Annotated in this window: 25 protein-coding genes, 1 tRNA gene and 1 riboswitch; of the genes, 17 read left to right on the forward strand and 9 right to left on the reverse strand. The window is 71.4% G+C overall.

Annotated elements, in window-relative coordinates; genetic code table 11:
• Window positions 1-34: 34 nt before the first annotated feature.
• Window positions 35-1,363: a nicotinate phosphoribosyltransferase gene (locus ACIQE0_RS32675; RefSeq protein ID WP_366332694.1), complete on the reverse strand. Its 1,329-nt coding sequence runs from the start codon at window positions 1,361-1,363 to the stop codon at window positions 35-37.
• Window positions 1,364-1,523: 160 nt separating this feature from the next.
• On the opposite strand from ACIQE0_RS32675, the gene clpS reads away from it, so the two are divergent.
• From clpS to ACIQE0_RS32715, 8 genes are all read left to right on the forward strand, one after another.
• Window positions 1,524-1,856: an ATP-dependent Clp protease adapter ClpS gene (clpS, locus tag ACIQE0_RS32680; RefSeq protein WP_366332696.1), complete on the forward strand. Its 333-nt coding sequence runs from the start codon at window positions 1,524-1,526 to the stop codon at window positions 1,854-1,856.
• Entirely contained in the window at window positions 1,853-2,446 is a 594-nt protein-coding gene (locus ACIQE0_RS32685) for a DUF2017 domain-containing protein (RefSeq protein WP_366332698.1), read from the forward strand. Before clpS ends, ACIQE0_RS32685 begins: the two co-directional genes overlap by 4 nt.
• 353 nt (window positions 2,447-2,799) lie before the next feature.
• The gene (locus ACIQE0_RS32690) at window positions 2,800-4,248 is read left to right on the forward strand and encodes an amino acid permease (protein WP_402338816.1); all 1,449 of its coding nucleotides are present in this window, start codon (window positions 2,800-2,802) and stop codon (window positions 4,246-4,248) included.
• 100 nt (window positions 4,249-4,348) lie between these two features.
• Window positions 4,349-4,774 carry a Mov34/MPN/PAD-1 family protein gene (locus ACIQE0_RS32695; RefSeq protein ID WP_402338817.1) on the forward strand — a complete coding sequence of 142 codons (426 nt, stop codon included), beginning with the start codon at window positions 4,349-4,351 and terminating at the stop codon, window positions 4,772-4,774.
• 219 nt (window positions 4,775-4,993) lie between these two features.
• Window positions 4,994-5,128: a putative leader peptide gene (locus ACIQE0_RS32700; RefSeq protein ID WP_384105492.1), complete on the forward strand. Its 135-nt coding sequence runs from the start codon at window positions 4,994-4,996 to the stop codon at window positions 5,126-5,128.
• A 149-nt stretch (window positions 5,129-5,277) separates the two neighbouring features.
• The gene (locus ACIQE0_RS32705; RefSeq protein ID WP_366332706.1) at window positions 5,278-5,559 is read left to right on the forward strand and encodes a MoaD/ThiS family protein; all 282 of its coding nucleotides are present in this window, start codon (window positions 5,278-5,280) and stop codon (window positions 5,557-5,559) included.
• Between the two features lie 5 nt (window positions 5,560-5,564).
• The gene (locus ACIQE0_RS32710; protein WP_402338819.1) at window positions 5,565-6,515 is read left to right on the forward strand and encodes a PLP-dependent cysteine synthase family protein; all 951 of its coding nucleotides are present in this window, start codon (window positions 5,565-5,567) and stop codon (window positions 6,513-6,515) included.
• Between the two features lie 363 nt (window positions 6,516-6,878).
• Complete coding sequence (locus ACIQE0_RS32715) at window positions 6,879-7,631, forward strand: MBL fold metallo-hydrolase (protein ID WP_366332756.1); 753 nt, start codon at window positions 6,879-6,881, stop codon at window positions 7,629-7,631.
• A gap of 76 nt (window positions 7,632-7,707) precedes the next feature.
• Here ACIQE0_RS32715 and ACIQE0_RS32720 read toward each other — a convergent pair whose 3' ends face one another.
• Window positions 7,708-8,961: a PTS transporter subunit EIIC gene (locus ACIQE0_RS32720; protein WP_384105427.1), complete on the reverse strand. Its 1,254-nt coding sequence runs from the start codon at window positions 8,959-8,961 to the stop codon at window positions 7,708-7,710.
• 260 nt (window positions 8,962-9,221) lie between these two features.
• Window positions 9,222-10,556, reverse strand: a complete 1,335-nt coding sequence (locus ACIQE0_RS32725; RefSeq protein WP_402338821.1) for a PTS transporter subunit EIIC — start codon at window positions 10,554-10,556, stop codon at window positions 9,222-9,224.
• 209 nt (window positions 10,557-10,765) lie between these two features.
• Here ACIQE0_RS32725 and ACIQE0_RS32730 point away from each other — a divergent pair, with 209 nt between their 5' ends.
• The 4 genes from ACIQE0_RS32730 to rdgB all read left to right on the forward strand — a co-directional run bounded on the left by ACIQE0_RS32730 (window position 10,766) and on the right by rdgB (window position 13,109).
• Window positions 10,766-11,005, forward strand: a complete 240-nt coding sequence (locus ACIQE0_RS32730; RefSeq protein ID WP_366332714.1) for a PTS glucose/sucrose transporter subunit IIB — start codon at window positions 10,766-10,768, stop codon at window positions 11,003-11,005.
• Window positions 11,006-11,124: 119 nt separating this feature from the next.
• Window positions 11,125-11,856, forward strand: a complete 732-nt coding sequence (gene rph, locus ACIQE0_RS32735; RefSeq protein ID WP_366332716.1) for a ribonuclease PH — start codon at window positions 11,125-11,127, stop codon at window positions 11,854-11,856.
• A 200-nt stretch (window positions 11,857-12,056) separates the two neighbouring features.
• Window positions 12,057-12,479: a hypothetical protein gene (locus tag ACIQE0_RS32740; protein ID WP_402338824.1), complete on the forward strand. Its 423-nt coding sequence runs from the start codon at window positions 12,057-12,059 to the stop codon at window positions 12,477-12,479.
• Window positions 12,480-12,488: 9 nt separating this feature from the next.
• Window positions 12,489-13,109, forward strand: a complete 621-nt coding sequence (gene rdgB / locus ACIQE0_RS32745; protein WP_402338826.1) for an RdgB/HAM1 family non-canonical purine NTP pyrophosphatase — start codon at window positions 12,489-12,491, stop codon at window positions 13,107-13,109.
• A gap of 55 nt (window positions 13,110-13,164) precedes the next feature.
• Here the strand turns inward: rdgB and ACIQE0_RS32750 are convergent.
• The 4 genes from ACIQE0_RS32750 to proP form a co-directional block, all read right to left on the reverse strand.
• Window positions 13,165-13,249 (reverse strand) — tRNA-Leu (locus tag ACIQE0_RS32750).
• A complete protein-coding gene (locus ACIQE0_RS32755) occupies window positions 13,249-13,923 on the reverse strand; it encodes an HNH endonuclease (protein ID WP_402338828.1) in 675 nt (224 codons plus the stop codon). Before ACIQE0_RS32755 ends, ACIQE0_RS32750 begins: the two co-directional genes overlap by 1 nt.
• Entirely contained in the window at window positions 13,920-14,582 is a 663-nt protein-coding gene (locus tag ACIQE0_RS32760; protein ID WP_402338830.1) for an HNH endonuclease signature motif containing protein, read from the reverse strand. Before ACIQE0_RS32760 ends, ACIQE0_RS32755 begins: the two co-directional genes overlap by 4 nt.
• A 102-nt stretch (window positions 14,583-14,684) precedes the next feature.
• Window positions 14,685-16,229 carry a glycine betaine/L-proline transporter ProP gene (gene proP, locus ACIQE0_RS32765; RefSeq protein ID WP_402338832.1) on the reverse strand — a complete coding sequence of 515 codons (1,545 nt, stop codon included), beginning with the start codon at window positions 16,227-16,229 and terminating at the stop codon, window positions 14,685-14,687.
• Window positions 16,230-16,678: 449 nt separating this feature from the next.
• Here proP and ACIQE0_RS32770 point away from each other — a divergent pair, with 449 nt between their 5' ends.
• Window positions 16,679-17,185, forward strand: coding sequence for a hypothetical protein (locus ACIQE0_RS32770; protein WP_366332728.1), 507 nt, complete (start codon window positions 16,679-16,681; stop codon window positions 17,183-17,185).
• A gap of 38 nt (window positions 17,186-17,223) precedes the next feature.
• On the forward strand, window positions 17,224-18,480 hold the full coding sequence (locus ACIQE0_RS32775) for a HAMP domain-containing sensor histidine kinase (protein WP_366332730.1): 1,257 nt from the start codon (window positions 17,224-17,226) through the stop codon (window positions 18,478-18,480).
• 47 nt (window positions 18,481-18,527) lie between these two features.
• On the opposite strand, the gene bcp is transcribed toward ACIQE0_RS32775, so the two are convergent.
• The gene (bcp, locus tag ACIQE0_RS32780) at window positions 18,528-18,995 is read right to left on the reverse strand and encodes a thioredoxin-dependent thiol peroxidase (protein ID WP_384105400.1); all 468 of its coding nucleotides are present in this window, start codon (window positions 18,993-18,995) and stop codon (window positions 18,528-18,530) included.
• 259 nt (window positions 18,996-19,254) lie between these two features.
• On the opposite strand from bcp, the gene ACIQE0_RS32785 reads away from it, so the two are divergent.
• The 3 genes from ACIQE0_RS32785 (at window position 19,255) to ACIQE0_RS32795 (ending at window position 20,477) form a co-directional block, all read left to right on the forward strand.
• Window positions 19,255-19,575, forward strand: coding sequence for a DUF3618 domain-containing protein (locus tag ACIQE0_RS32785; RefSeq protein WP_366332734.1), 321 nt, complete (start codon window positions 19,255-19,257; stop codon window positions 19,573-19,575).
• A gap of 128 nt (window positions 19,576-19,703) precedes the next feature.
• Window positions 19,704-20,006, forward strand: a complete 303-nt coding sequence (locus tag ACIQE0_RS32790; RefSeq protein WP_048828920.1) for a co-chaperone GroES — start codon at window positions 19,704-19,706, stop codon at window positions 20,004-20,006.
• Window positions 20,007-20,054: 48 nt separating this feature from the next.
• Window positions 20,055-20,125, forward strand: a riboswitch (guanidine-III (ykkC-III) riboswitch).
• A 31-nt stretch (window positions 20,126-20,156) separates the two neighbouring features.
• Window positions 20,157-20,477 carry a multidrug efflux SMR transporter gene (locus ACIQE0_RS32795; protein ID WP_366332736.1) on the forward strand — a complete coding sequence of 107 codons (321 nt, stop codon included), beginning with the start codon at window positions 20,157-20,159 and terminating at the stop codon, window positions 20,475-20,477.
• Between the two features lie 22 nt (window positions 20,478-20,499).
• Here ACIQE0_RS32795 and ACIQE0_RS32800 read toward each other — a convergent pair whose 3' ends face one another.
• Window positions 20,500-22,761, reverse strand: coding sequence for a transglycosylase domain-containing protein (locus tag ACIQE0_RS32800; RefSeq protein ID WP_402338835.1), 2,262 nt, complete (start codon window positions 22,759-22,761; stop codon window positions 20,500-20,502).
• Window positions 22,762-23,094: the final 333 nt, after the last annotated feature.

Consider the following 23,094-nt stretch of genomic DNA (forward strand, 5'->3'; position numbering starts at 1 on the left):
GGACGCGGTGTCAGCGCACCCGCCCGCCCGCTCCTCAGACGAACTCGGTGGGCAGCACCGGCTCGCCGCGGGAGAGCTGCGTCGCCGACAGCGGCAGCCCGGCGCGGGCCGCGATGTGCCGGTCGCGTGCCGCGTCCAGCGGCTCCCGGGCCACCACCTTGCCGCCGGTGACCAGCGGCACCTGGAGCAGCCGGTCGGTCAGCTCGGCCGGCACCGGGCCGGTGCCGACCACCTCGGCCTCCGCCACCCCGTGCTCGTCCGGCCGCCGCGCCGCCCACTTGCGGCCGCCGACCGAGGACTTGGCCCCCATCGACTTCTTCGCCACCGGCCGCAGCGGCGCGCCCGGCTCGTCGCTGTCCGCCCGCGCGACCAGCTTGTAGACCATCGAGCACGTCGGGTGCCCGCTGCCGGTCACCAGCTGGGTGCCGACCCCGTACGCGTCCACCGGCGCCGCGGCCAGCGAGGCGATGGCGTACTCGTCCAGGTCGCTGGTGACCACGATCTTGGTCTTGGTCGCGCCCAGCTCGTCCAGCTGCTGGCGCACCCGGTGCGCGATCAGCAGCAGGTCGCCGGAGTCGATCCGCACCGAGCCGAGCCCGGGGCCCGCCACCTCCACGGCGGTCCGCACCGCCTCGGTGACGTCGAAGGTGTCCACCAGCAGCGTGGTCCCGCTGCCGAGGGTGTCGACCTGGGCGGTGAAGGCGTCCCGCTCGGTGTCGTGCAGCAGCGTGAAGGCGTGCGCGCTGGTGCCGACGGTGGGGATGTTGTAGCGGAAGCCGGCCGCCAGGTCGGAGGTGACGTGGAAGCCGCCGACGTACGCGGCGCGGGCCGCGGCCACCGCCGAGAGCTCATGGGTGCGCCGGGCGCCCATCTCCATCAGCGGCCGGTCGCCGGCCGCCACCGCCATCCGGGACGCGGCCGCGGCCACCGCCGAGTCGTGGTTGAGGATCGAGAGGATCACCGTCTCCAGCACCACCGCCTCGGCGAAGGTGCCCTCCACGCGCATGACCGGCGAGCCCGGGAAGTAGACCTCGCCCTCCGGGTAGCCCCAGATGTCGCCGCGGAAGCGGTAGTCGGCGAGCCAGTCCAGCGTCGGCCCGTCGAGGATGCCGCGCTCCCGCAGGAAGCCCAGGATGGTCTCGTCGAAGCGGAAGTTCTCCACCGCGTCCAGTACCCGCCCGGTGCCCGCCAGCACGCCGTAGCGCCGTCCCTCGGGGAGCCGCCGGGTGTAGACCTCGAAGACCGACCGCCGGTCGGCGGTCCCGGAGCGCAACGCGGCCTGAAGCATGGTGAGTTCGTACTGGTCGGTGAAGAGCGCCGTCGACGGCACGGCCACCGGCAGCCCCAGGTCTGCTGTGTTCATAGGAGAGATGCTACCCCGCGTACTCGTCACTTTGACGATAGTGGATGTGGGGCCTGCCACGTCCCCGGAGCGACGCGATGGCGCGGCCGGGCCGGGGCCGTTTGTGCGTCGCCCGCCCCCGGGTGGCAGCATGGGCCCTGTGAGCGCCCACCCGTCACCCATGAGCACCCTGCGGCCACACCGTGGCAGCCTCAGCGTTCCGGTCGAGATCGAGCGTCCGGAGACCAGCGAGGCCCCGTTCGAGGTGCCCCAGCCCGACGTCCCGTGGGTCACGGTCGTTCACAACGATCCCGTGAACCTCATGAGCTATGTCTCCTACGTCTTCCAGACGTACTTCGGCTACACCAAGGACAAGGCGCACCGGCTGATGCTCGACGTCCACCACAAAGGCCGCGCGGTCGTCTCCAGCGGCTCCCGCGAGGAAATGGAACGCGACGTGCAGGCGATGCACGGCTACGGCCTCTGGGCGACTCTCCAGCAGGACCGCGCATGACCGGCCAGTTCGCCCCGCTGCCCGGGGGCGGCGCCGCCGCCCCGCTCGACGAGGTCGAGATCTCCATCCTGCGCAGTCTCGCCGTCCAGCTGCTGGAGTTGATCGGCCCGGGCACCGAGCCCGAGGCCGACGGCGAGCAGGACATGCTGGCCGCGCTCTTCGCCGAGGGCCCCAGCCGGCCGCCGTCCGACCCGGTGCTGGCCCGCCTCTTCCCCGACGCCTACGGCGGCCCCGACCGCGTACCGGACGACGATGTCCGCGCCGCCTCCGCCGAGTTCCGCCGCTACACCGAGAACGACCTGCGGGCCCGTAAGCGCGAGGACGTGCTGGCGCTGATCCGCGCGCTGGACGCGCTGGGAGCCGAGAGCGGCGGCGCGGTGCTGCGACTCAAGCCCGACGAGTGCCGGCAGTGGCTCGGCGCGCTCAACGACCTCCGGCTGGCCATCGGCACCCGCCTGGAGGTCAGCGACGAGGACGACGGCGGGGAGCTGCTGCGGCTGCCGGACAGCGATCCGCGCAAGCCCATGGTGCTCGCCTACTTCTGGCTCGGCGGGCTCCAGGAGACGCTCGTCGAGGCGCTCACCGGCTGACCGCGGGGCCGTCCGGCGGCGCCGGCGCGGAGCGGGGCGCACCGGCCCGCGGCGCCTACACCGCGTTCGCTCAGCAGAGGCTCAAATCCGGATAACGATCGCGTTACCACCCCTGGGTGCTGTGCAGTAGATTTCGCTCTTTGTCCTGATTTCCCTGTGGAGTGCCTCACGCAATCTCTGGTCGTTCTCCGGCAGCTCGTGATAAAAGTTCTCGACCTGCCGTCTGCGACGCCACCCCTGTCGCTGCGGGAGCGCTTAGCCGACCGACCGTCGGCGTGCAGGAACTCCATCCGGAGGGATCGGGACCCGATCCGGACGTCAACCGGGTCGGAATGGAGAAAGGCGCACCACTCATGACCTCTGTGCAGGTCGACAAAAACAGCGACGGCAACGAGGCCGCTGACAAAGCTCCCGAAGAGGGCTACCAGCGGGGTCTGGGCAATCGCCAGATCCAGATGATCGCCATCGGTGGCGCCATCGGTACCGGTCTGTTCCTCGGAGCAGGCAAGGCCATTTCCAAGGCCGGACCGAGCATCATCCTGACGTACGCCATCGTCGGTCTGGTCATCTTCCTCATCATGCGGGCCCTGGGCGAACTGCTCATGTACCGGCCCGTCTCCGGCTCGTTCTCCGAATACGGCCGGGAATTCCTCGGTCCGTTCATCGGCTTCGTCACGGGCTGGACGTACTGGCTCTTCTGGGTCGTCACCGGCATCACGGAAGTGACCGCCGCGGCCACCTATATCCAGTACTGGAACAAGGGCATTCCGCAATGGGTTTCCGCTTTGGTTTTCACCGTTGCACTGTTCGGCATCAACCTGATCTCGGTGAAGATCTTCGGTGAACTGGAATTCTGGTTCTCGATGGTCAAGGTCACCGCGATCATCGGCATGATCCTGATCGGTCTCGGCGTCATCACCCTCGGCTTCTCCAAGGCCGGTGACACCGCCTCGTTCACCCTGCTCTGGTCGCACGGCGGGTTCTTCCCCAAGGGCATCGGCGGCACGCTGATGACGCTCCAGATCGTGATGTTCGCCTTCCTCGCCGTCGAACTCGTCGGCGTCACCGCGGGCGAGGCGAGGGACCCGAAGAAGGTCCTCCCCAAGGCCATCAACACCGTGCCGTGGCGGATCGGCCTCTTCTACGTCGGCGCGCTCATCATCATCCTGTCCGTCGTCAGCTGGACGGCCTTCAAGCCGGGCGTCAGCCCGTTCGTCGCCGCCTTCCAGCAGATCGGCCTGCCGGCCGGCGCGGGCATCGTCAACTTCGTCGTGCTGACCGCGGCGCTGTCCTCGGCCAACTCCGGGATGTACTCCACCGGCCGGATGCTGCGCGACCTCGCGCTCAACGGCCAGGGCCCGAAGTTCTTCACCAAGCTCAGCAAGAACGGCCTGCCCACGCGGGGTACCGGCATCTCCGTCGCGCTGATGCTGTTCGGCGTCTACATCAACTACCAGTGGCCCGGCGAGGCGTTCAACTACGTCGTCTCCTTCGCCACCATCTCCGGCATGTGGGCCTGGATCGTCATCCTGATGTCGCATCTGCGCTACCGGGCCAAGGCCAACCGCGGCGAGCTGCCGCAGTCCGACTTCAAGGCCCCGGGCGCCCCGTACACCTCGATCTTCGCGCTGGCCTTCATCGGCATGGTGATCGTGATGATGGGCGTCGACCCGGACACCCGGATCTCGCTCTACGCGGCCCCGGTCTGGGCGATCGTCCTGGCCGTCGGCTACCTCGCGCTCAAGCGCCGGGGCGCCGCACTGCCCGGCCGGACGCCCGCGGAGCCGGTCACCAAGGACTGACGACCGGGAAAACCGGCCGGAGAACGACCGGCTGTCCAGCATGCGGGCCCGCGCGTACCACTCCTCGGTACGCGCGGGCCCGCTGTCTATTCTGGGCCGCATGCTGACCCTCACCAAGGCCCTCCACGACCAGATCGTCGCGCACGCCCGCGAGGACCACCCCGACGAGGCCTGCGGCGTGGTCGCGGGCCCGGCCGGCAGCGGCCGCCCCGAGCGGTTCATCCCGATGCTCAACGCCGCCCGCTCGCCCACGTTCTACGAGTTCGACTCCGCCGATCTCCTCAAGCTCTACCGCGAGATGGACGACCGGGACGAGGAGCCGGTGATCATCTACCACTCGCACACCGCGACCGAGGCCCACCCCTCGCGCACCGACGTCTCCTACGCCAACGAGCCCGGCGCGCACTACGTCCTGGTCTCCACCGCCGACGCCGACGACGCCGGCCCCTTCCAGTTCCGCTCGTTCCGCATCGTGGACGGCGCGATCAACGAGGAAGAGGTCCGGATCGTCGAGAGCTACGCCTGACGCATGGCCGACCTCATGCCGGATTCGACGAACGGCCGTGACCTGGGGGTTCGCCCCCGGTCGCGGCGCGTACCGGAAAGCGGGGCCGATCCGCGTCCCACCTGGTGTACGGCGGACGTCCGCATCATGGGACGAGGTTCCAGAACCCGGACCGGGAATCGATACGATGACCGCATGGTTGACCGTGGTGTGTGCGGAGCGAGCGAGCAGAGGACGGGTGTGCTGACGCACGCCCCGCTCGCCGTGCGCCGCTCCGCATCCGGTCTGCTGGGCGCCTTCGGCTGCGGCGTCGCCCGGCTGCACATCGACCTGTGCCGCCTCTCCAGCGCCATCTGTCCGCGCTGCGCCGGGTAACTGCCCGCCGCCCCGGCGCCGCGCCCGCCCCGCACGGGCCCGCGCAGTCCGGTTCGCCCCCTCGTCCGCACCGCCGCGGTGCCCCCGCACGGCGCCGCGGGCACCCCGCACCCGCACCCGCATCGTCGAACTCCGACAGGAGCACTCCCATGGCCATCGAGGTCCGCATCCCGACCATCCTGCGCAGCTACACCGACGGCCAGAAGGCCGTCGAGGGCAGCGGAGCCACGCTCGACGCTCTCTTCAAGGACCTGGACGGCCGGCACGCCGGCATCCGCGAGCGCCTGGTCGACGAGAGCGGGCAACTGCGCCGCTTCGTCAACGTCTACCTCAACGACGAGGACGTGCGCTTCGTCAGCGGCATCGGCACCGAGCTCGCCGACGGCGACAGCGTGACGATCCTGCCGGCCGTGGCCGGTGGAAGGGTCTGACGGAGGTGCGGTACGACTCCCCGCTGGCGGCGGTCGGGAACACCCCTCTCGTCCGCCTCCCGCGCCTCTCGCCCTCCGAGGACGTCCGCATCTGGGCGAAGCTGGAGGACCGCAACCCCACGGGCTCCGTCAAGGACCGGCCGGCGCTGCACATGATCGAGCAGGCCGAGAAGGACGGCCGGCTCACCCCCGGCTGCACGATCCTGGAGCCCACCAGCGGCAACACCGGTATCTCGCTGGCCATGGCGGCCAAGCTCAAGGGCTACCGCATCGTCTGCGTGATGCCGGAGAACACCTCCGCCGAGCGGCGCGAGCTGCTCGCCATGTGGGGCGCCGAGATCATCTCCTCGCCCGCGGCGGGCGGTTCCAACACCGCGGTCAGGGTCGCCAAGGAGCTCGCCGCCGAGCACCCGGACTGGGTGATGCTCTACCAGTACGGGAACCCGGACAACGCCGGCGCCCACTACGCCACCACCGGCCCCGAGATCCTCGCCGACCTGCCCTCGGTCACCCACTTCGTGGCGGGCCTGGGCACCACCGGCACCCTCATGGGCGTCGGCCGCTATCTGCGCGAGCACGTCCCCGGCGTGCAGATCGTCGCCGCCGAGCCGCGCTACGACGACGTCGTCTACGGCCTGCGCAACCTCGACGAGGGCTTCATCCCCGAGCTCTACGACGAGTCGGTCCTCACCACCCGCTTCTCCGTCGGCTCCGAGGACGCGGTCCGCCGCACCCGTGAACTCCTCGCGGAGGAAGGCATCTTCGCCGGCATCTCCACGGGCGCGGCGCTGCACGCCGCCCTCGGCGTGGCCCGGAAGGCGATCCGGGCGGGCGAGAGCGCCGACATCGTCTTCGTCGTCGCCGACGGCGGCTGGAAGTACCTCTCCACCGGCGTCTACACCGCCGAGTCCACCGAGGCGGCCATCGCGACGCTGCACGGGCAGCTCTGGGCGTAGTCCCGCACGACCCCTGGGGGTGGTTCCGGCATCTGCCGGGGCCACCCCTTCGTGGCTTCGGCCCGCGGTCGCCGGCCGCGTCCGCGGGGGCGGGTGTCCGCCGGAAATTCCGCCCACCGGAAGCGCGTTGCACGGTCCGCGGCCCCGTCCCACCCGGACTGGTGATTCCGCCCACAGCTCGCCCCACCAACGACGCCGCGCGCCCCTTCGCGCCGTACTCTCGTGGGCACCGCACCGACCGCCAAGGCCCCGGCAGCAGCCCGGCACGGCACCGCCGGACACCACCCGCCGGGGGCCGCCGGCCGCCACGCTCCCCCAGCTACCGCTGGGAGGTGCCCCCAGCCCATGGAGGTTCACGCCCGCATGAAGCTCACCGTCGTCGGATGCTCGGGGTCGTTCCCCTCCATGGAATCGGCCTGCTCGAGCTACCTCCTGGAGGCCGACGGCTTCAGGCTGCTCCTCGACATGGGCAACGGCGCCCTGGGCGAGCTGCAGCGCCACTGCGGTCTCTACGACCTGGACGCCGTGCTGCTGTCGCACCTGCACGTCGACCACTGCATCGACCTGTGCGGCTACTTCGTCGTCCGCTACTACCGCCCGGACGGCGGCCGTTGCGCGCCGCTGCCGGTCCACGGACCGTCCGGTACCGAGCGCCGGCTGGTCGCCGCGCACGGCGACCTGCCGTACGAGGCGGCGATGCGCGAGGTCTTCGACTTCCGCACGCTGACGCCGGGCACCGCGACCATCGGCCCGTTCACCGTGCGCACGGAACGGGTCAGCCACCCCGTCGAGGCGTACGGCTTCCGCATCGAGCACGGCGGCCGCACCGTGGCGTACTCCGGCGACACCGGCCCCTGCAAGGCGCTGGAGGAGCTCGCCGAGGGCGCCGACCTCTTCCTGTGCGAGGCGTCCTTCACCCACGGCAAGGAGGAGATCCCGGACCTCCACCTCAACGGCCGGGAGGCCGGCGAGCACGCCCGGCGGGCCGGTGCGGCCCGTCTGGTGCTGACCCACATCCCGCCGTGGACCGACCCGGACTCAAGCGTCCGCGACGCCCAGAAGGTCTACGACGGGCCGGTCGAGGTCGCCAAGGCCGGCGCGGTCTACGAGCTCTGAAGGGCCCGGCCGGATACGGGAAGGGCCCCGGAACCGCGTGGTGCGGTTCCGGGGCCCTTCGGCTGCGCCCGGGGCGTTACGCCTTCGTCAGGTCCTCGACCTCTTCCTCGGGCTCGCGGCCCGGGGTGGGGAGGTTGAACTTGGTGATGGCGAAGCGGAACAGCAGGTAGTAGACGGCCGCGAAGGCCAGGCCGATCGGGATGATCATCCAGGGGTTGGTGGCCAGCTTCCAGTTCAGCAGGTAGTCGATGACACCGGCGGAGAAGGTGAAGCCGTCGTGCACACCGAGCGCCCAGGTGAGCGCCATCGACACCGCGGTCAGCAGCGCGTGGATCACGTACAGCACCGGCGCGATGAACATGAACGAGAACTCGATCGGCTCGGTGATGCCGCAGACGAACGAGGTCAGGCCGAGCGAGATCATCATGCCCAGGACGGCCTTGCGGCGCTCGGGGCGGGCGGCGTGCGCGATGGCCAGCGCGGCGGCCGGCAGACCGAACATCATGATCGGGAAGAAGCCGGTCATGAACTGGCCGGCGGTCGGGTCGCCGGCGAAGAAGCGGCCGATGTCGCCGTGCGCGACCTTGCCGGCGGCGTCGGTGTAGTCACCGAGCTGGAACCACGAGACGGTGTTGACGAACTGGTGCATGCCGATCGGCAGCAGCCCGCGGTTGATCAGGCCGAAGAGGCCGGCGCCGGCCGCGCCCAGACCCGTCATCCACTCGCCGAAGGCGGATATCGCGTCGCCGACCGGCTCCCAGATCAGCAGGAAGAGGACGCCGACCGCGGTGCCGACGAAGGCCATGATGATCGGGACCAGCCGGCGGCCGTTGAAGAAGCCCAGCCAGTCCACCAGCTTCTTGCGGTGGTAGCGCTGCCACAGCACCGCGGCGAGCAGGCCCATGACGATGCCGCCGAGGACGCCGGGGTTGTTGACGACGGGCTCGACCCACTTGCCGTCCTCGATGTGCCCCTCGGTGACGGGGAACGCCTTGAGGACGTTGCTGTAGACCAGGAAGCCGACCAGGGCGGCGAGCGCCGTGGAGCCGTCGGCCTTCTTCGCGAAGCCGATGGCCACGCCGATGCAGAACAGCAGCGGCAGGTTGTCGAAGACGGCGCCGCCGGCCGCGGCGAAGACCTTGCTGACGGCGGTCCAGTGCAGGCCCTTGTCGCCGAAGACGTCCGGCTGGCCGAGGCGGTTGAGGATGCCGGCTGCGGGCAGCACGGCGATCGGCAGCTGGAGGCTGCGGCCGATCTTCTGCAGGCCCTGGAACAGGCCGGATCCCCGCTTCTTTGCGGGGGCCGCCTTCGTGGCGGTGGCCGAACTCATCGGATTCCTCCTGGAGGAGCGGGCCCCGGAGAAAAAGGAGACGGCCCGCCGTAGGTCTACGCCTGGTCTAAACCACCTGGTGGTTTAGACCATTCTTAGCACGTGGTAGTGGGACAAAGGAATCCATTCTTCCAAGTGGTATGGACCACATGGCCGCCGGCCCCGGGGCGGGGACCCGGGGCCGGTGAAGGCGGGACGAAAGGCCGGAGCGATGGGGGGACGAAAGGCCGGACGGCACTTGCGGGGCCGGCGGCCGGCCGCTATTCGACGTTCTCCCGTTCCATGGCGTCGCCGACCTCGGCCGGCTCCCGCCCCGGTGTCGCCAGATCGAAATGCGTGATCACGAAACGGAAGAGGAGGTAGTAGACGGCCGCGAAACACAGGCCGATCGGAATGATCAGCCACGGTTTCGTCGCCAGCCCCCAGTTGATGACGTAGTCGATCAGTCCCGCCGAGAAGCTGAAGCTGGCGTGCACCCCCAGCGCCCAGGTGACCGCCATCGACACCCCCGTCAGCAGCGCGTGGATCCCGTACAGCACCGGCGCGATGAACAGGAAGGTGTACTCCACCGGCTCGGTCACCCCGGTCACGAACGAGGTCAGGCCGACCGACAGCATCATCCCGGCGACCTCCCTGCGGCGGTGCGGACGGGCGCAGTGCGCGATCGCCAGCGCCGCGGCCGGCAGCGCGAACATCATGATCGGGAAGAAGCCGCTGGTGAACTGGCCCGCCGTCGGATCGCCGGCCAGGAAGCGGTTGATGTCGCCGTGCACCTCCGTCCCGTCCGGCTTGGTGAACGTGCCGAACTGGAACCAGACGAAGGTGTTCAGGAACTGGTGCATCCCCACCACCAGCAGCGCGCGGTTCGCCACCCCGAAGATCCCCGCACCCCCCGAGCCCAGGTCCGTCAGCCAGTGGCTGAAACGCGTCAGCCCGGCCCCCACCGGCGGCCACACCCACAGGCAGAGCACCGCGAACACCAGCCCCGCGAAGGCCATCACGATCGGCACCAGCCGCCGCCCGTTGAAGAAGCCCAGCCAGTCCACCAGCTTCACCCGGTGCAGCCGCTGCCAGCACCACGCCGACAGGAACCCCATGACGATGCCGCCGAAGACCCCCGGATTCTGGAACGCCGCCGGCGTCGCCTTCCCCGCCGCATCGACGCACACCCCGCTCCACAACCCCGCCTGTGCGTAGCTCTGCCCCGCCGGGCAGGGCACCGGGAACTGGTGGAGCACCGCGTAATAGACGAGGAATCCGGCCACCGCCGCCAGCGCCGTCGACCCGTCCGACTTCTTCGCCATGCCGATCGCCACGCCGATGCTGAACAGCAGCGGCAGCCCCAGCCCGGAATCCAGCAGCGCCCCGCCCGCCCCCGCGAACACCTTGGCGACGTCGGTCCAGCCGAGCCCCTGGTCGCCGAAGACGTCCGGCTGGCCGAGCCGGTTGAGGATGCCCGCCGCCGGCAGCACCGCGATCGGCAACTGGAGGCTGCGGCCCATCTTCTGGAGCCCCTGGAAGAGGGCCGCCGCCCGGCTCCGGCCCGGCTTCCCCGCCCCCTTCCCCGGTGCCGCGCCCGCTGCGTCCGCACTCATCCGCGCCTCCGCGTGCTCCCGGCGCCGCCCCCTCCGCCGCTTGCCGCATACTGTGGTGTAGACCATTAGTCGGAGCGCGTTCCGGACGCCTCCTTCGATGATCGCCATCCTTCGCCAGGCAGCGGACAAACGCCCACGGAGCTGGGCTGAACGTGCGTTACCGTGTGAAAACCGCGCGGCGGAAGCGCCGACGGCCAAGACAAGCAGGAGTGGACATGGCCACCAAGGCTGAGAAGATCGTCGCCGGGCTCGGCGGACTCGACAACATCGAAGAGGTCGAGGGCTGCATCACTCGCCTCCGCACCGAAGTCAGCGACGCCTCTCTGGTCGACGAGGCCGCCCTCAAGGCCGCCGGCGCCCACGGCGTCGTGAAGATGGGCACCGCGATCCAGGTCGTCATCGGCACCGACGCGGACCCCATCGCCGCCGAGATCGAAGACATGATGTGAGCCACCGCTCACCCTCCGCGCCATGACCCGGTCGTGCCGCGCGGCTGACCCAAGGGCCCCGTTCCCGCCGTTCCCGGCGCCGGAACGGGGCCCTCTGCGCAGCCGATAGGCTCGGGGCCATGTCTCGTATCGACGGCCGCACCCCCGAACAGCTCCGCCCCGTCACCATTGAACGCGGCTGGAGCAAGCACGCCGAAGGCTCTGTCCTGGTCTCCTTCGGCGACACCAAGGTCTTCTGCACCGCCTCGGTCACCGAGGGGGTGCCGCGCTGGCGCAAGGGCACCGGCGAGGGCTGGGTCACCGCCGAGTACGCCATGCTGCCCCGCTCCACCAACACCCGCGGCGACCGGGAGTCCGTCCGCGGCAAGATCGGCGGCCGCACCCACGAGATCTCCCGCCTCATCGGCCGCTCGCTGCGCGCCGTCATCGACTTCAAGGCGCTCGGCGAGAACACCATCGTCCTGGACTGCGACGTCCTCCAGGCTGACGGCGGCACCCGCACCGCCGCCATCACCGGCGCCTACGTCGCCCTCGCCGACGCGGTCGGCTGGGCCCAGGGCAAGAAGCTCATCAAGCACGGCCGCCGCCCGCTCACCGGCACCGTCGGCGCGGTCAGCGTCGGCATCGTCGACGGCGTCCCGCTCCTGGACCTCTGCTACGAGGAGGACGTCCGCGCCGAGACCGACATGAACGTCGTCTGCACCGGCGACGGCCGCTTCGTCGAGGTCCAGGGCACCGCCGAGGCCGCGCCGTTCGACCGCGACGAGCTCAACTCCCTGCTGGACCTGGCCGTTTCGGGCTGCGCCGCCCTCGACGCCGCCCAGCAGGAGGCACTGGCCCGCACCCTCTGACCGGGCATCCGCCGGGTGCGGGAAGCGGAGCCTGGCGCTCCGTCCCGCACCCCGCTGTCCGATCTTCGCCCCCGCCCCCGCAGGCGGGGCAACTCCCGTTCCCCGCACGGCGTTTCCTCCCTTGCCGAGCCCGCGGTACGCCCCCGGCGTATCCGGCTCGGGTACGCACCCCCCGTACGCCCCAAGGGAAGGAACGCCCCATGGCCCGCCCCCACCGCCGCCTCCGCCCGCGCCGCCCCGCCGCCTCCGTACTCGCCGTGGCAGCCGCCGCGGTCCTCGCGATACCGGCCCTGGCCGCGTGCAGCACGGTCCAGAAGGTCATGGATTGCGCCAAAACCGCCACCGCCGTCGTGGGCGGCGTCGACAAGCTCAACAAGGCCGCCGACCACATCCTGGACGCCCCCGAGGAAGCCAACAAGGCCCTGGACGCCCTCGACGCCGACCTGGCGAAGCTCGGAAAGTCCGCCCACGACCCCGAGCTCGCCAAGGCCATCGAGAAGATGAACGACGGCATCAAGGACGCCCGCAAGGAGATCGCCGCCGACAAGGCCCCCGACCTCGCCCCCATCGGCGAGGCGGCGAGCCGGATCACCGCCGTCTGCACCCCGGGCGACAAGGAATAATCACCTCCCATGGAGTCACGCCCCGCCCCCCGCCGCCTCGTTCTGGCCACCCGCAACACCGGCAAGATCGCCGAACTCCGCGCCATTCTCGACGCGGCCGACCTGGACGTCGAACTCGTCGGCGCCGACGCCTACCCCGACGTCCCCGACGTCAAGGAGACCGGCGTCACCTTCGCCGAGAACGCGCTCCTCAAGGCGCACGCGCTCGCCCAGGCCACCGGTCTGCCGGCCGTCGCCGACGACTCCGGCCTCTGCGTGGACGTCCTCGGCGGCGCCCCCGGCATCTTCTCCGCCCGCTGGGCCGGCCGGCACGGCGAGGACCAGGCCAACCTCGACCTGCTCCTCGCCCAGCTCGCCGACATCGCCGACGAACACCGCGCCGCCCACTTCGCCTGCGCCGCGGCCCTCGCCCTGCCCGACGGCACCGAGCGCGTCGTCGAGGGCGCCCTGGAGGGCACCCTCCGCCGCACCCCCGCCGGCACCGGCGGCTTCGGCTACGACCCGATCCTCCAGCCGCTCGGCGAGACGCGGACCTGCGCCGAACTGACCCCCGCCGAGAAGAACGCCATCAGCCACCGCGGCAAGGCGTTCCGCGCGCTGGCACCGGTGGTGCGGGAACTGCTGGGCTGAGCCGGAACGCACAACGGCCTGCGCATCGAAACCTTCGATTCGCAGGCTGTTTGTGTGCGGCGGAAGGGATTCGAACCCTCAAGCCCGATCAAGGGCCACAGATCCTAAGTCTGCTGCGTCGCCTGTTGCGCCACCGCCGCTAGGTGCCTGTCATCGTACCGGGAGTCGTCTGCCGCGCGCCGCCGCCCCGGCACCAGGTGCTGGTGATCGCATGGCAGTTGGGGCACAACAGCCGCAGGTTCTCCCGCCGGTTGTCGGTCCAGTCCCCGTTGACGTGGTCGATCTCCAGCGTCATGGGCTTGCCCAGCCACTGGGGGAGGACCCCGCACGTGGCGCAGCGCTCGGGCACACCGACCTCGCGCAACGCACGGCGCAGGCGCTTGGCCGCGATCCGGTGGGTGCCGCTGTGGCGTACCAGCACGTCCTTGGGTCGTTTGGCGTTCCGGCCCGGCTTGCCCCGCTGATGGGCCTGGCCGAGGAAGTGCGCGGTCGTCAGGCGGTCGTCGGCGATCCACCTGCGGAACTTGGCGCGCTGCGCGGCGTTGTCCGTCCGGCCCAGGCGGCGCAGCGCCTCGGCGACGGACACCGACGCGGCGACCGCTGCGCGCAACTCCCCGGGCGTGGGTCGGGCGGAGCTTGCGCGCGGGCGGAAATGGGAGGTGTCGATGGCGAAGTGGTCGAAGCGCCGGTGGAGGTGGCGGCGGAGGGTGCCGTACGGACGCGTACCGAGGAACGCGATGACCTCGTCGATGTCGGAACACCGCGCGGCGGCCTCGGCCAGCCGCTCGCGGGTGTAGCGCGAGCCGCCGCTCATGCGGCGTCCCCCCGGGTGCGGCCCGCTCCGCGGCCCCGGTAACTGTCGGTCGTCGCATGGCAGTTGGGGCAGAGGAAGCGAAGGTTCCCGATCCGGTTGTCGCGCCAGTTGCCGTCGACGTGGTCGACCTCCAGCGGGAGCGGCTCCCCGCGCCAGACCGGCTCGATGCCGCACAAGGCACAGCGCTCCGCAATCCCCACCTCGCGCATCGCCCTTCTGAGCCGGGCGGTCGACGTGCGCGCGGCGTGCGCCGAGGTGGCCTTGACGAGGATCTCGTCGGCCGTCCGGCGGCGCCGGTTGTCCCTCATGCGCTCGCTTCGGACCGCCGGCGCGAAGTGCGACGTGTCGATCTCATACGCCTTGATCCGGCGGCTGATGTGCGTGTGGTGTCCGCCCACGACCTCAAGTCCGAGACGGCGCAGCACCTCGCACATGTTCGTCGAGGACGACACCGCGCTCTGGAGCGCCTCCCTCGTCCACTTCACCCCCTCCCGCTCGAAGTGCGAGGTGTCCACCCCGAGCTTCCTCATCCGGCTCCGGAGGTAGTTCCGCTTCGCGCCCCGCGGATCCACCCCCAGTTTCTCCAGTGCCTCCGTCAGCGTCCTGGCGGCCGCCGCGGCAGCCTCCAGTCGCTCCCGGGTGTACGGACTCACCGGCATGCCGCCCCCTCGACGCCGGCGCACCGGGCCCACCCCGTGCGCCCTCTCGGTTCTCGAACTGGGAAACGAGCGGACGCCGGGACGGTCACGGCAGACGGGCGGTCAGAAGCGGGGTTCGGAGGTGCGCGCGGCGATGATGGCGCGGGCCTCCTCCTCGGTGGAGACCGACGGCGGGGAGCCGTCGAGCGGCTGCCGGGCGGTCTCCTTCATGGTGGCGACGGCGATGACGCCGACGAGGGCGGCGCCCATCGTGTAGTACGCGGGCACCATCACGTTGTTGCCGAAGGCGTCCATCAGGGCGGTGATGACCAGGGGGGTGGTGCCGCCGAAGAGGGAGACCGCGAGGTTGTAGCCGATGGACAGGGAGCCGTAGCGGACGCTGGTGGGGAAGAGCGCCGGCAGCGCGGCCGACATGGTGCCCAGCAGGCACAGGAGGGAGAGGCCCAGGAGGGCCATCCCGCACGAGACCGTCACCAGCGAGCCCTGCTTGACGAGCAGGAAGGCCGGTATGGCCAGGACCAGGAAGCCGAGCATGCCGGCCATCAGCAGGGGCCTGCGGCCGTAGCGGTCGTTGAGCCTGCCGACGGTGGGCAGCAGGCAGATCAGGATGACCATGGTGGCCAGCAGGATCAGCAGGCCGTGCGTCTCGTTGTACTTGAGGGTGTCCGTGAGGTAGGTCGGCATGTACGAGAGCAGCATGTAGTCGGTGATGTTGTAGGCGCCGACCAGGGCGATGCAGAGGATGAGCGCGGGCCAGTGCTGCGTGAGGATCTCGCCCAGCTTCGTCCCGGGGCGGTGGGCGGAGAGGTGGGACTCCTCGTCGGCCCGGTCGGCGGACGCGGACGCGGCCGGGGCGTGGGCCTGGGCGGCCTCGAACTTCTGGAAGGCCGGGGTCTCGTCGAGCCGCAGGCGGAGGTAGAGGCCCACCAGGCCGAGCGGCCCGGCGATGAGGAAGGGCAGGCGCCAGCCCCAGGCGAGCATGGCGTCCGGGCCCAGCGTGGTGTTGAGCACCAGGACGATGCCGGCGGCGCCGGTGTAGCCGACCAGGGTGCCCATTTCCAGGAAGCTGCCGAAGTAGCCGCGCTTCTTGTCGGGGGAGTACTCGGCGATGAACGTCGAGGCGCCGCCGTACTCGCCGCCGGTGGAGAAGCCCTGGACGAGCCGGAAGAGGATCAGCAGGGCGGGGGACCACAGGCCGATGGCCGCGTAGGACGGGATGAGGCCGATGCAGAGGGTGCCCAGCGCCATCATGATCATGGTGAGGGCGAGCACCTTCTTGCGGCCGATGCGGTCGCCGAGCGGCCCGAAGTAGGCGCCGCCCAGGGGGCGTACGAGGAAGGCCACGGCGAATGTGGCGAAGGAGGACAGCAGGCTGGTGGTGGCGCTGCCGCTGGGGAAGAAGACCTTGCCGAGGGTGAGGGCCAGGTAGCTGTAGATGCCGAAGTCGAACCATTCCATGGCGTTGCCGAGGGCGGCCGCCTTGACGGCGCGGCGGACGGTCGGCTCATCGGTGATGGTGATGTCGGTGCGGCGGAGCGGGGGGTTGCGGCGCCGGTCGATGGCGCGGAAGAGCGCCCAGTGGCGTCGGCGGGCCTCCAGGTCGTGGTCGGGCGCGGAATGGCTGTCCTCGGTACTGCGGTGCGGCACGCGGCGGTCCTCCCGTTGGGTCGGCGCGGTCTCGGCTGCGCATCGGGGCGTGGGAACTACGACGGGTGCGCCTGCACGCTGGAGGGCAGGTCAAAACACTGTGGCGGTGAACGCGAGGTACGTCACGTGGAACCGGTCCGTATGGCGCACGTCAGAGGGGGAACGGGTTGCCGTGCCGGGGCGGCTTGTTACAGGACTGGTACACAGCCGAGCGGTCACCGCGGCATTCGGGCAATCAGCCTGTGTTCGGGGAAGAGGAGAGTGGCGGTGGCGAAACCGCGCCTTTCCGTCGCAGGCCCGTCGAAGGGTGCCCTTTCGCGCAGCAGGTGGCAGCCGGTGCGTGCTGCCGTAGGTGCGGTGGTCGGGCTCCGGGGTCGGTGCGCGGCTGCCGCGGCGGCCGTGTTTGCTGGTGGGGTGACGGGGCGACGGCGCCCCGGGAGGAGTGTGCGATGACCGACCGCGAAGGGGCCCGCTTCAGGCGCGGGCGCACCGCCCTGGTGGCCTTTCTCGTGGTGACCGCGCTGGCGGCCGGCGGGGTGTGGTTCAGCCAGGCGCCCGATCGCGCCTCGGCGGTGGACGCCGCGCCGCGGACCTCGGCCGTCCAGGGCGTGAAGTCGGACGGCCGGCCGACCGGCGGGCTGCCGGGGGTGCGGGACTGCGGGATCGGGGAGCCGGAGATCCGGCCCCGGGTGATCACGCTGACCTGCGCGGACGCCGGGACGGTGGCGACCGGCATCAGCTGGGACCGCTATGACGCCCAGGAGGCCGAGGGCCGGGGCGTGGTGCAGGTGGAGAAGACCGCCGCGGGCGTGGGCACGGACGTCGGGTACCGGGCGACGTTCCGGCTCTACGGCGCGAAGGAGATCGACGGGGAGCGGGCCTTCACGGTCCTGGAAGTGACCTACGAGGGCTCCACGCCGCTCGGCGACACGACGGAGATGTACAACCTCGCGTGATGGGCATTCGAGGCCGGATCGCCCTGGCCATTTCGGGTATGACAGCGCTTGCGGTGGTGGTGCTCGGGTTCGCCGTGCACCACATCGCCGACGCCGAGCGGGAGCGGTCGGCCCGGGCGTATCAGGACGTCCGGCTGAGTTCGGCGCTGGAGATCTACGAGCGGGACGGCGGGCTGGCGCTGGGCGCCCAGCTCGACGACGCGACGCTGCCGGCGCCCCTGCGCGAGGCGGTGTTCCACAACCGCTCCGGGACGTATCTCAGCGGCGGCGACGATCCGCGGGTGTGGGCGGCGACCGGGGTCGGCGGCGAGGGCGACCGGCCGACCCGTTCGCTGTCGGTGTCGGCGGCGTACCCGGACGACGATCCGGCGCAGCTGGCGCTGGACCGGGCGCTGCTGGTCGCCGGGTGCGGCACGGTCGTGCTGATGGCGGTGGTGTCGTGGTTCGTCTCGCAGCGGCTCTCGCGCCGGCTGCGGCTGAGCGCGGCGGCGGCCCGGCGGATCGCGGCGGGCGAGCCGCCGGACGCGGACGCGCTGGCCAGCAACGGCCGGGACGAGGTGGCCGAACTGGGCCGCAGCGTCCACCACATGGCGACGTCGCTGGCGGCGCGGGTGGAGGCCGAGCGGGAGTTCACCGCGGACGTGGCGCACGAGCTGCGGACGCCGGTGGCCGGGCTGGTGGCGGCGGCGGAGCTGCTGCCCCAGCCGCGCGCGGTGGAGCTGGTGCGGGACCGGGCGCAGGCGATGCGGCGGCTGGTGGAGGACCTGCTGGAGGTCTCCCGGCTGGACGCCGGCGTGGAGCGCGCGGACCTGGACGCCTGCGAGCTGCCGTCGCTGGTGCGCGGCATCGTCAAGCGGGCGGCGCGGCAGCGCGGGGTGGACGACCTGGCGGTGTCGGTGACGGTCGAGGGCGAGCCGCGGATCGTGGAGACCGACCGGCGGCGGGTGGAGCGGGTGCTGGTGAACCTGCTCGCGAACGCGGCCAAGCACGGCGAGCCGCCGATCGAGGTGGTGGTGGCCGGTTCGCGGATCGTGGTGCGCGACCACGGGCCGGGGTATCCGGCGGAGTTGCGTGCCGAGGGGCCGCGGCGGTTCCGTACGGCGGCGCCGGAGCGCGGTACCGGGCACGGGCTGGGGCTGACGATCGCCGCGGGCCAGGCGGAGGTGCTGGGGGCGCGGCTGGACTTCGGCGCCGCCGCGGACGGCGGCGCCGAGGCCGTGCTGGAGCTGCCGGACCGGGCCGGGGCGGCGGCCCCGGACGCGCCGGAGGCCCCCAAGGCGGCGACGGCGCCGTAGCGGCACCGCCGTCCGCCCGCCGCGGACCGGTTCCGGCGGGCGGGCCGTTACAGCCCCAGATCCTTGATGATCTTGGCGACGTGGCCGGTGGCCTTGACGTTGTAGAGCGCCCGCTCGACCTTGCCGTCCTCGTCGACGACGACGGTGGAGCGGATCACCCCGGTGACCGTCTTGCCGTAGAGCTTCTTCTCGCCGAAGGCCCCGTAGGCGGTGAGGGTCTCCTTGTCCGGGTCGCCGAGCAGGGTGACCTTCAGGTCCTCCTTCTCGCGGAACTTCGCGAGCTTCTCCGGCTTGTCGGGGGAGATGCCGATGACGTCGTAGCCGTGGCCGGCGAGGAAGTCGAGGTTGTCGGTGAAGTCGCAGGCCTGCTTGGTGCAGCCGGGGGTCAGCGCGGCCGGGTAGAAGTAGACGATGACCTTGCGTCCCTTGTGGTCGGCGAGCGAGACCTGCTTGCCGTCGGCGTCGGGGAGCGTGAAGGCGGGCGCGGTGTCGCCGGGCTGGAGTCGCTCGCTCATGGTGGGTCTCCGTCTCCTTGCGGGCTGGCTGATCGGGTCGGTGGTACGCCCCCGACACTAGGCCAGTGGGGCGCCCCGGGCCGCGCCGGTCGCCGGCGGGGCCGCGAAACGGGGGTGCTGTGGGGCGCGCTCGGGCGCGAGCTGACAGACTGTCCTCTAAGAATCGGCACATGATCGAGGTGGCCGGTTCCGTACAGGGGCAGATGAGGAACGTGTCCGGCCCTCGTACACATCGGCACGAGATGACGGAGGCGGCGCGGTGTCGGAAGCCAGGACCCCTGCGCAGATCGAGGCGGATATCGTCCGCAGGCGGCAGGATCTCGCCGTGACGCTCGACGAGATCGGCGTTCGGCTGCACCCGAAGACGATGGTGGACGACGCCAGGGCGAAGGCCTCCGCGGCGGTGGACCGCACCGCGGGCCGGGCCTACGTCGCCGTCAACCGCCTGGTCTCGGACGTGCGCGCCCAGTTGGTGTCCGAGGACGGTGCGCCCCGGCTGGAGCGGATCGTTCCGGTGGCCATGATCGGCGCGGCCGTGGTCGGTCTGGTCGTGCTGGGTTCCAGGAAGCGGCACAAGTAGCCGCCCCGCCGCGGCCGTCCGGCCCACCGGAGGCGGCCCGCGGTGCGGGAGCGCCACCGCTGTGCAGGTACGGTCATGCCGTGAGCCCGAATAACACCAAGGACACCCACGACAAGCTGCCGATCCGGATGCTGCACGACCGCGTGCTGGTCCGGACGGACATCCCCGAGGGCGAGCGCCGCTCGTCCGGGGGCATCGTCATTCCCGCGACCGCGGCGGTCGGCCGTCGCCTGGCCTGGGCCGAGGTGGTCGCGGTGGGGCAGAACGTACGGACCGTCGAGGTGGGCGACCGGGTGCTGTACGACCCGGAGGACCGGGCCGAGGTCGAGGTGCGCGGGGTGGCGTACGTGCTGATGCGCGAGCGCGATCTGCACGCGGTGGCCGCGGAGCGCCTGGAGGGCGCGGAGGACGCGACCGGCCTGTACCTGTAGCGCACACCGGCTCCCCCGCAGGTGGTGATCGACGTCACCACCTGCGGGGGAGCCTTTTGCTAGCCTCAGGAGCACCCCGACGAGACGCGCCGTACCGGGTCAGGACAAGACGACGCACCCCTGTTGAAGCTCTTTCACGGAGGTGCCGTCATGGCATGGGTCCTGCTTGTCGTCGCCGGCCTGCTGGAGGTCGGCTGGTCGGTCGGGATGAAGTTCACCGACGGGTTCACGCGGCTGTGGCCGAGCGTCGCCACCGGCGCGGGCATCGTCGTCAGCATGCTGCTGCTCTCCTACGCGGCCCGGAGCCTGCCGATCGGGACCGCCTACGGCGTCTGGGTCGGCATCGGCGCGGCCGGCGCGGCGGTGGTCGGCATGCTGGTCCTCGGTGAGCCGATGACCGCCGCGCGGATCTTCTTCATCTGCCTGCTGCTGGTGGCCGTGGTGGGCCTGAAGGCGACGTCGGGGCACTGAGTCCGGACGCGCGGCACGGGCGTCAGCCGTAGGCCCAGGGCGGTTCCCACTCCTCGGGGTAGGCCGGGCCCGCGGTCTCCATCTGCTCGGTGGGCTCGGCGGTCGCCGGCTGCCCGGGCGGGAGCGGCGGGAGGGTCGGTTCACCGGTCGGCCCGGCGGGGGCGCCGGCCCCGGTCGGCTCGGTGGCGGTCGGGGCGGCGCTGTCGGACGGGCCGGTGCTCGGCGAGCCCGCCTCGCTCGGCGACGCCGAGTCGCTGGTGGACGGCGAGGCGGAGGCGCCGGCCTCGGCACCGGCCTGGAGCCGGAGGTCGAAGTCGTGGACGGGCCGGCCGCGCAGCGCCGCGGCGGTGTAGTCGGCCCAGATCTGGGCGGGGAAGTCGGCGCCGTTGACGCGGGCCGTCCCGGCCGCGCCGTAGAGCGGTTCCTGGGCGGCGGTCTTCGGGTGCTGGCCCAGGACGGCGACGACGGTGGCCAGGTCCGGGGTGTAGCCGGCGAACCAGGCGGCCTTGTCGTCCTCCGCGGTGCCGGTCTTGCCGGCGGCCGGGCGGCCGGCGCCCTGCGCGGCGGTGCCGGTGCCGCCGTCGACGACGCTGCGCAGGACCTGCGTGGTGGTGTCGGCGGCGGCCCGTCCGACGGCGGCGGTCTCCTCGCGCTCCGGCAGCTCGACGCCGTCCTCGGCCTTGGTGATCTTGTCGACCAGCGTGTACGGGAGGTGCCGGCCGTGGTGCGCGAGGGTCGCGTAGACCTGCGCCATGTCCAGCACGCTGGGGGTCGCGGTGCCCAGTGAGATGGCGCCCTGGGAGGCGGCGAGGCTGGGGGTCCCGGCGGGGATGCCGAGGGCGACCGCGGTCCGGCGGACGGTGTCCGGGCCGACGTCGATGCCCATCTGGGCGTAGACCGCGTTGACGGACTTGTCGGTGGCCTCGGTGACGGTGATCGGGCCGTAGGAGCGGCCGTCCTCGTTGCCGGGGGCGAAGCCGGTGGGGCGGCCGTGGTTGACCGTCATCCGCTTGTCGGTGCCGTCGTAGACGGTGTTGGGCGTGATCGGCGAGCCGTCCTGGGTGACGGAGCTGTTGTGGACGGCGGCGGCTAGGACGATCGGCTTGAAGGTGGAGCCGACCTGGTAGTCGTGGCGGGTGGCGCCGTTGACGTACTGCTTGGCGTAGTCGACGCCGCCGTAGAGGGCGACCACGCGGCCGGTCGTCGGGTCGATGGAGGCGCCGCCTGCCCGGACGTAGTCGTCGACCCGGCGGCGGTCGCTGAGCCGGTCCATCAGCCGGGTGCGGACGGCCTTGACGAAGGCGTTCTGACGCCTGCGGTCGATGGTGGTGGTGATGCGGTAGCCCCCGGAGCGCAGGGTGTTCTCGTCGAGGACGTTGTGGTCGGTGAGGTAGTCCCGGACCGCCTCGACGAGATAGCCGCGCTGGCCGGAGAGGCCGGCGGAGGTGCGGGCCTTGGTGAAGGTGGGGAAGACCGCCCCGGTGCGCTCGGCGTGGGCGAGCCACTTCTGCTTGACCATGCCGTCCAGCACGTAGTTCCACCGCGCCACCACCCGCGGCCGGTTCTCGGGGTGGGTGGTGATGTCGTAGGCGCTGGGGGCGTTGAGGAGCGCGGCGAGGTAGGCGCCCTCGGCGGTGGTCAGCGCGTCGACGTTCTTGCCGTAGTACGCCTGGGCGGCGGCCTGGATGCCGTAGGCGTTGCGGCCGTAGTAGCTGGTGTTGAGGTAGCCCTCCAAGATGGCGTCCTTGCTCGCCTCGCGGTCCAGCTTGAGGGCGATGAAGAACTCCTTGGCCTTGCGGGTGAGGGTCTGCTCCTGGCCGAGGTAGTAGTTCTTGACGTACTGCTGGGTGATGGTGGAGCCGGACTGCCGGCCCTTGCCGGTGAGGGTGTTCCAGGCGGCCCGCACCATCGCGGCCGGGTCGACCGCGGACTCGGTGTAGAAGTCCCGGTCCTCGGCGGCCAGTACGGCCCGCTGGACGGTCTTGGGGACGTGGCCGAGCGGCACGTTCTCGCGGTTGACGTCGCCGTCGCGGGCCAGTTCCGTGCCGTCGGAGTAGAGGTAGACGTTGCTCTGCGCCTTCGCGGCGCTGTTGGCGGGCGGGATGCCGACGAGGAGGTAGCCGGCGATCAGCCCGCCCACGACCACCAGCAGGAAGAGCAGGACCGACCCCACCACCATCCGCCAGGTGGGCAGCAGCCGGCGCCAGCCGGTGCGCCGGGGGCGGGTGGCGGCCGCCTCGTCGATGCCGCCGTCGGGGTCGTCGTGCCGCGCATCGTCGCTCATGTCTGTGTGACTCCTCGGCCGCCGCCGGAGGCCGTGCCGTGGCGAAGCGGTCTCGTGTCAGGACCGGTGTCGTACCGGAGGATGCGGATCGTGCGGAGTGGTATGCGGTGGTTCACGAGCCATTCCGGGAAAGGCAACTGACACCCGGTAGGCAACTTTCGCATCATCTATCCCGGTCACCGCAGGTGGAACGCACCTGTGCCCGCCCGGTGACCAACTGAATGGCGCCCCTGCCTCACTCGAACGAGGGATAAAACGATGGTGCCCCGCTCAGGCACGCCCTAGGCTCCGGTGGCCCGTCCGCGAGTTCCCCGGACGGGACCGACCAGGGAC

Source organism: Streptomyces sp. NPDC093097 (assembly GCF_044754325.1).
Taxonomy (GTDB): domain Bacteria; phylum Actinomycetota; class Actinomycetes; order Streptomycetales; family Streptomycetaceae; genus Streptomyces.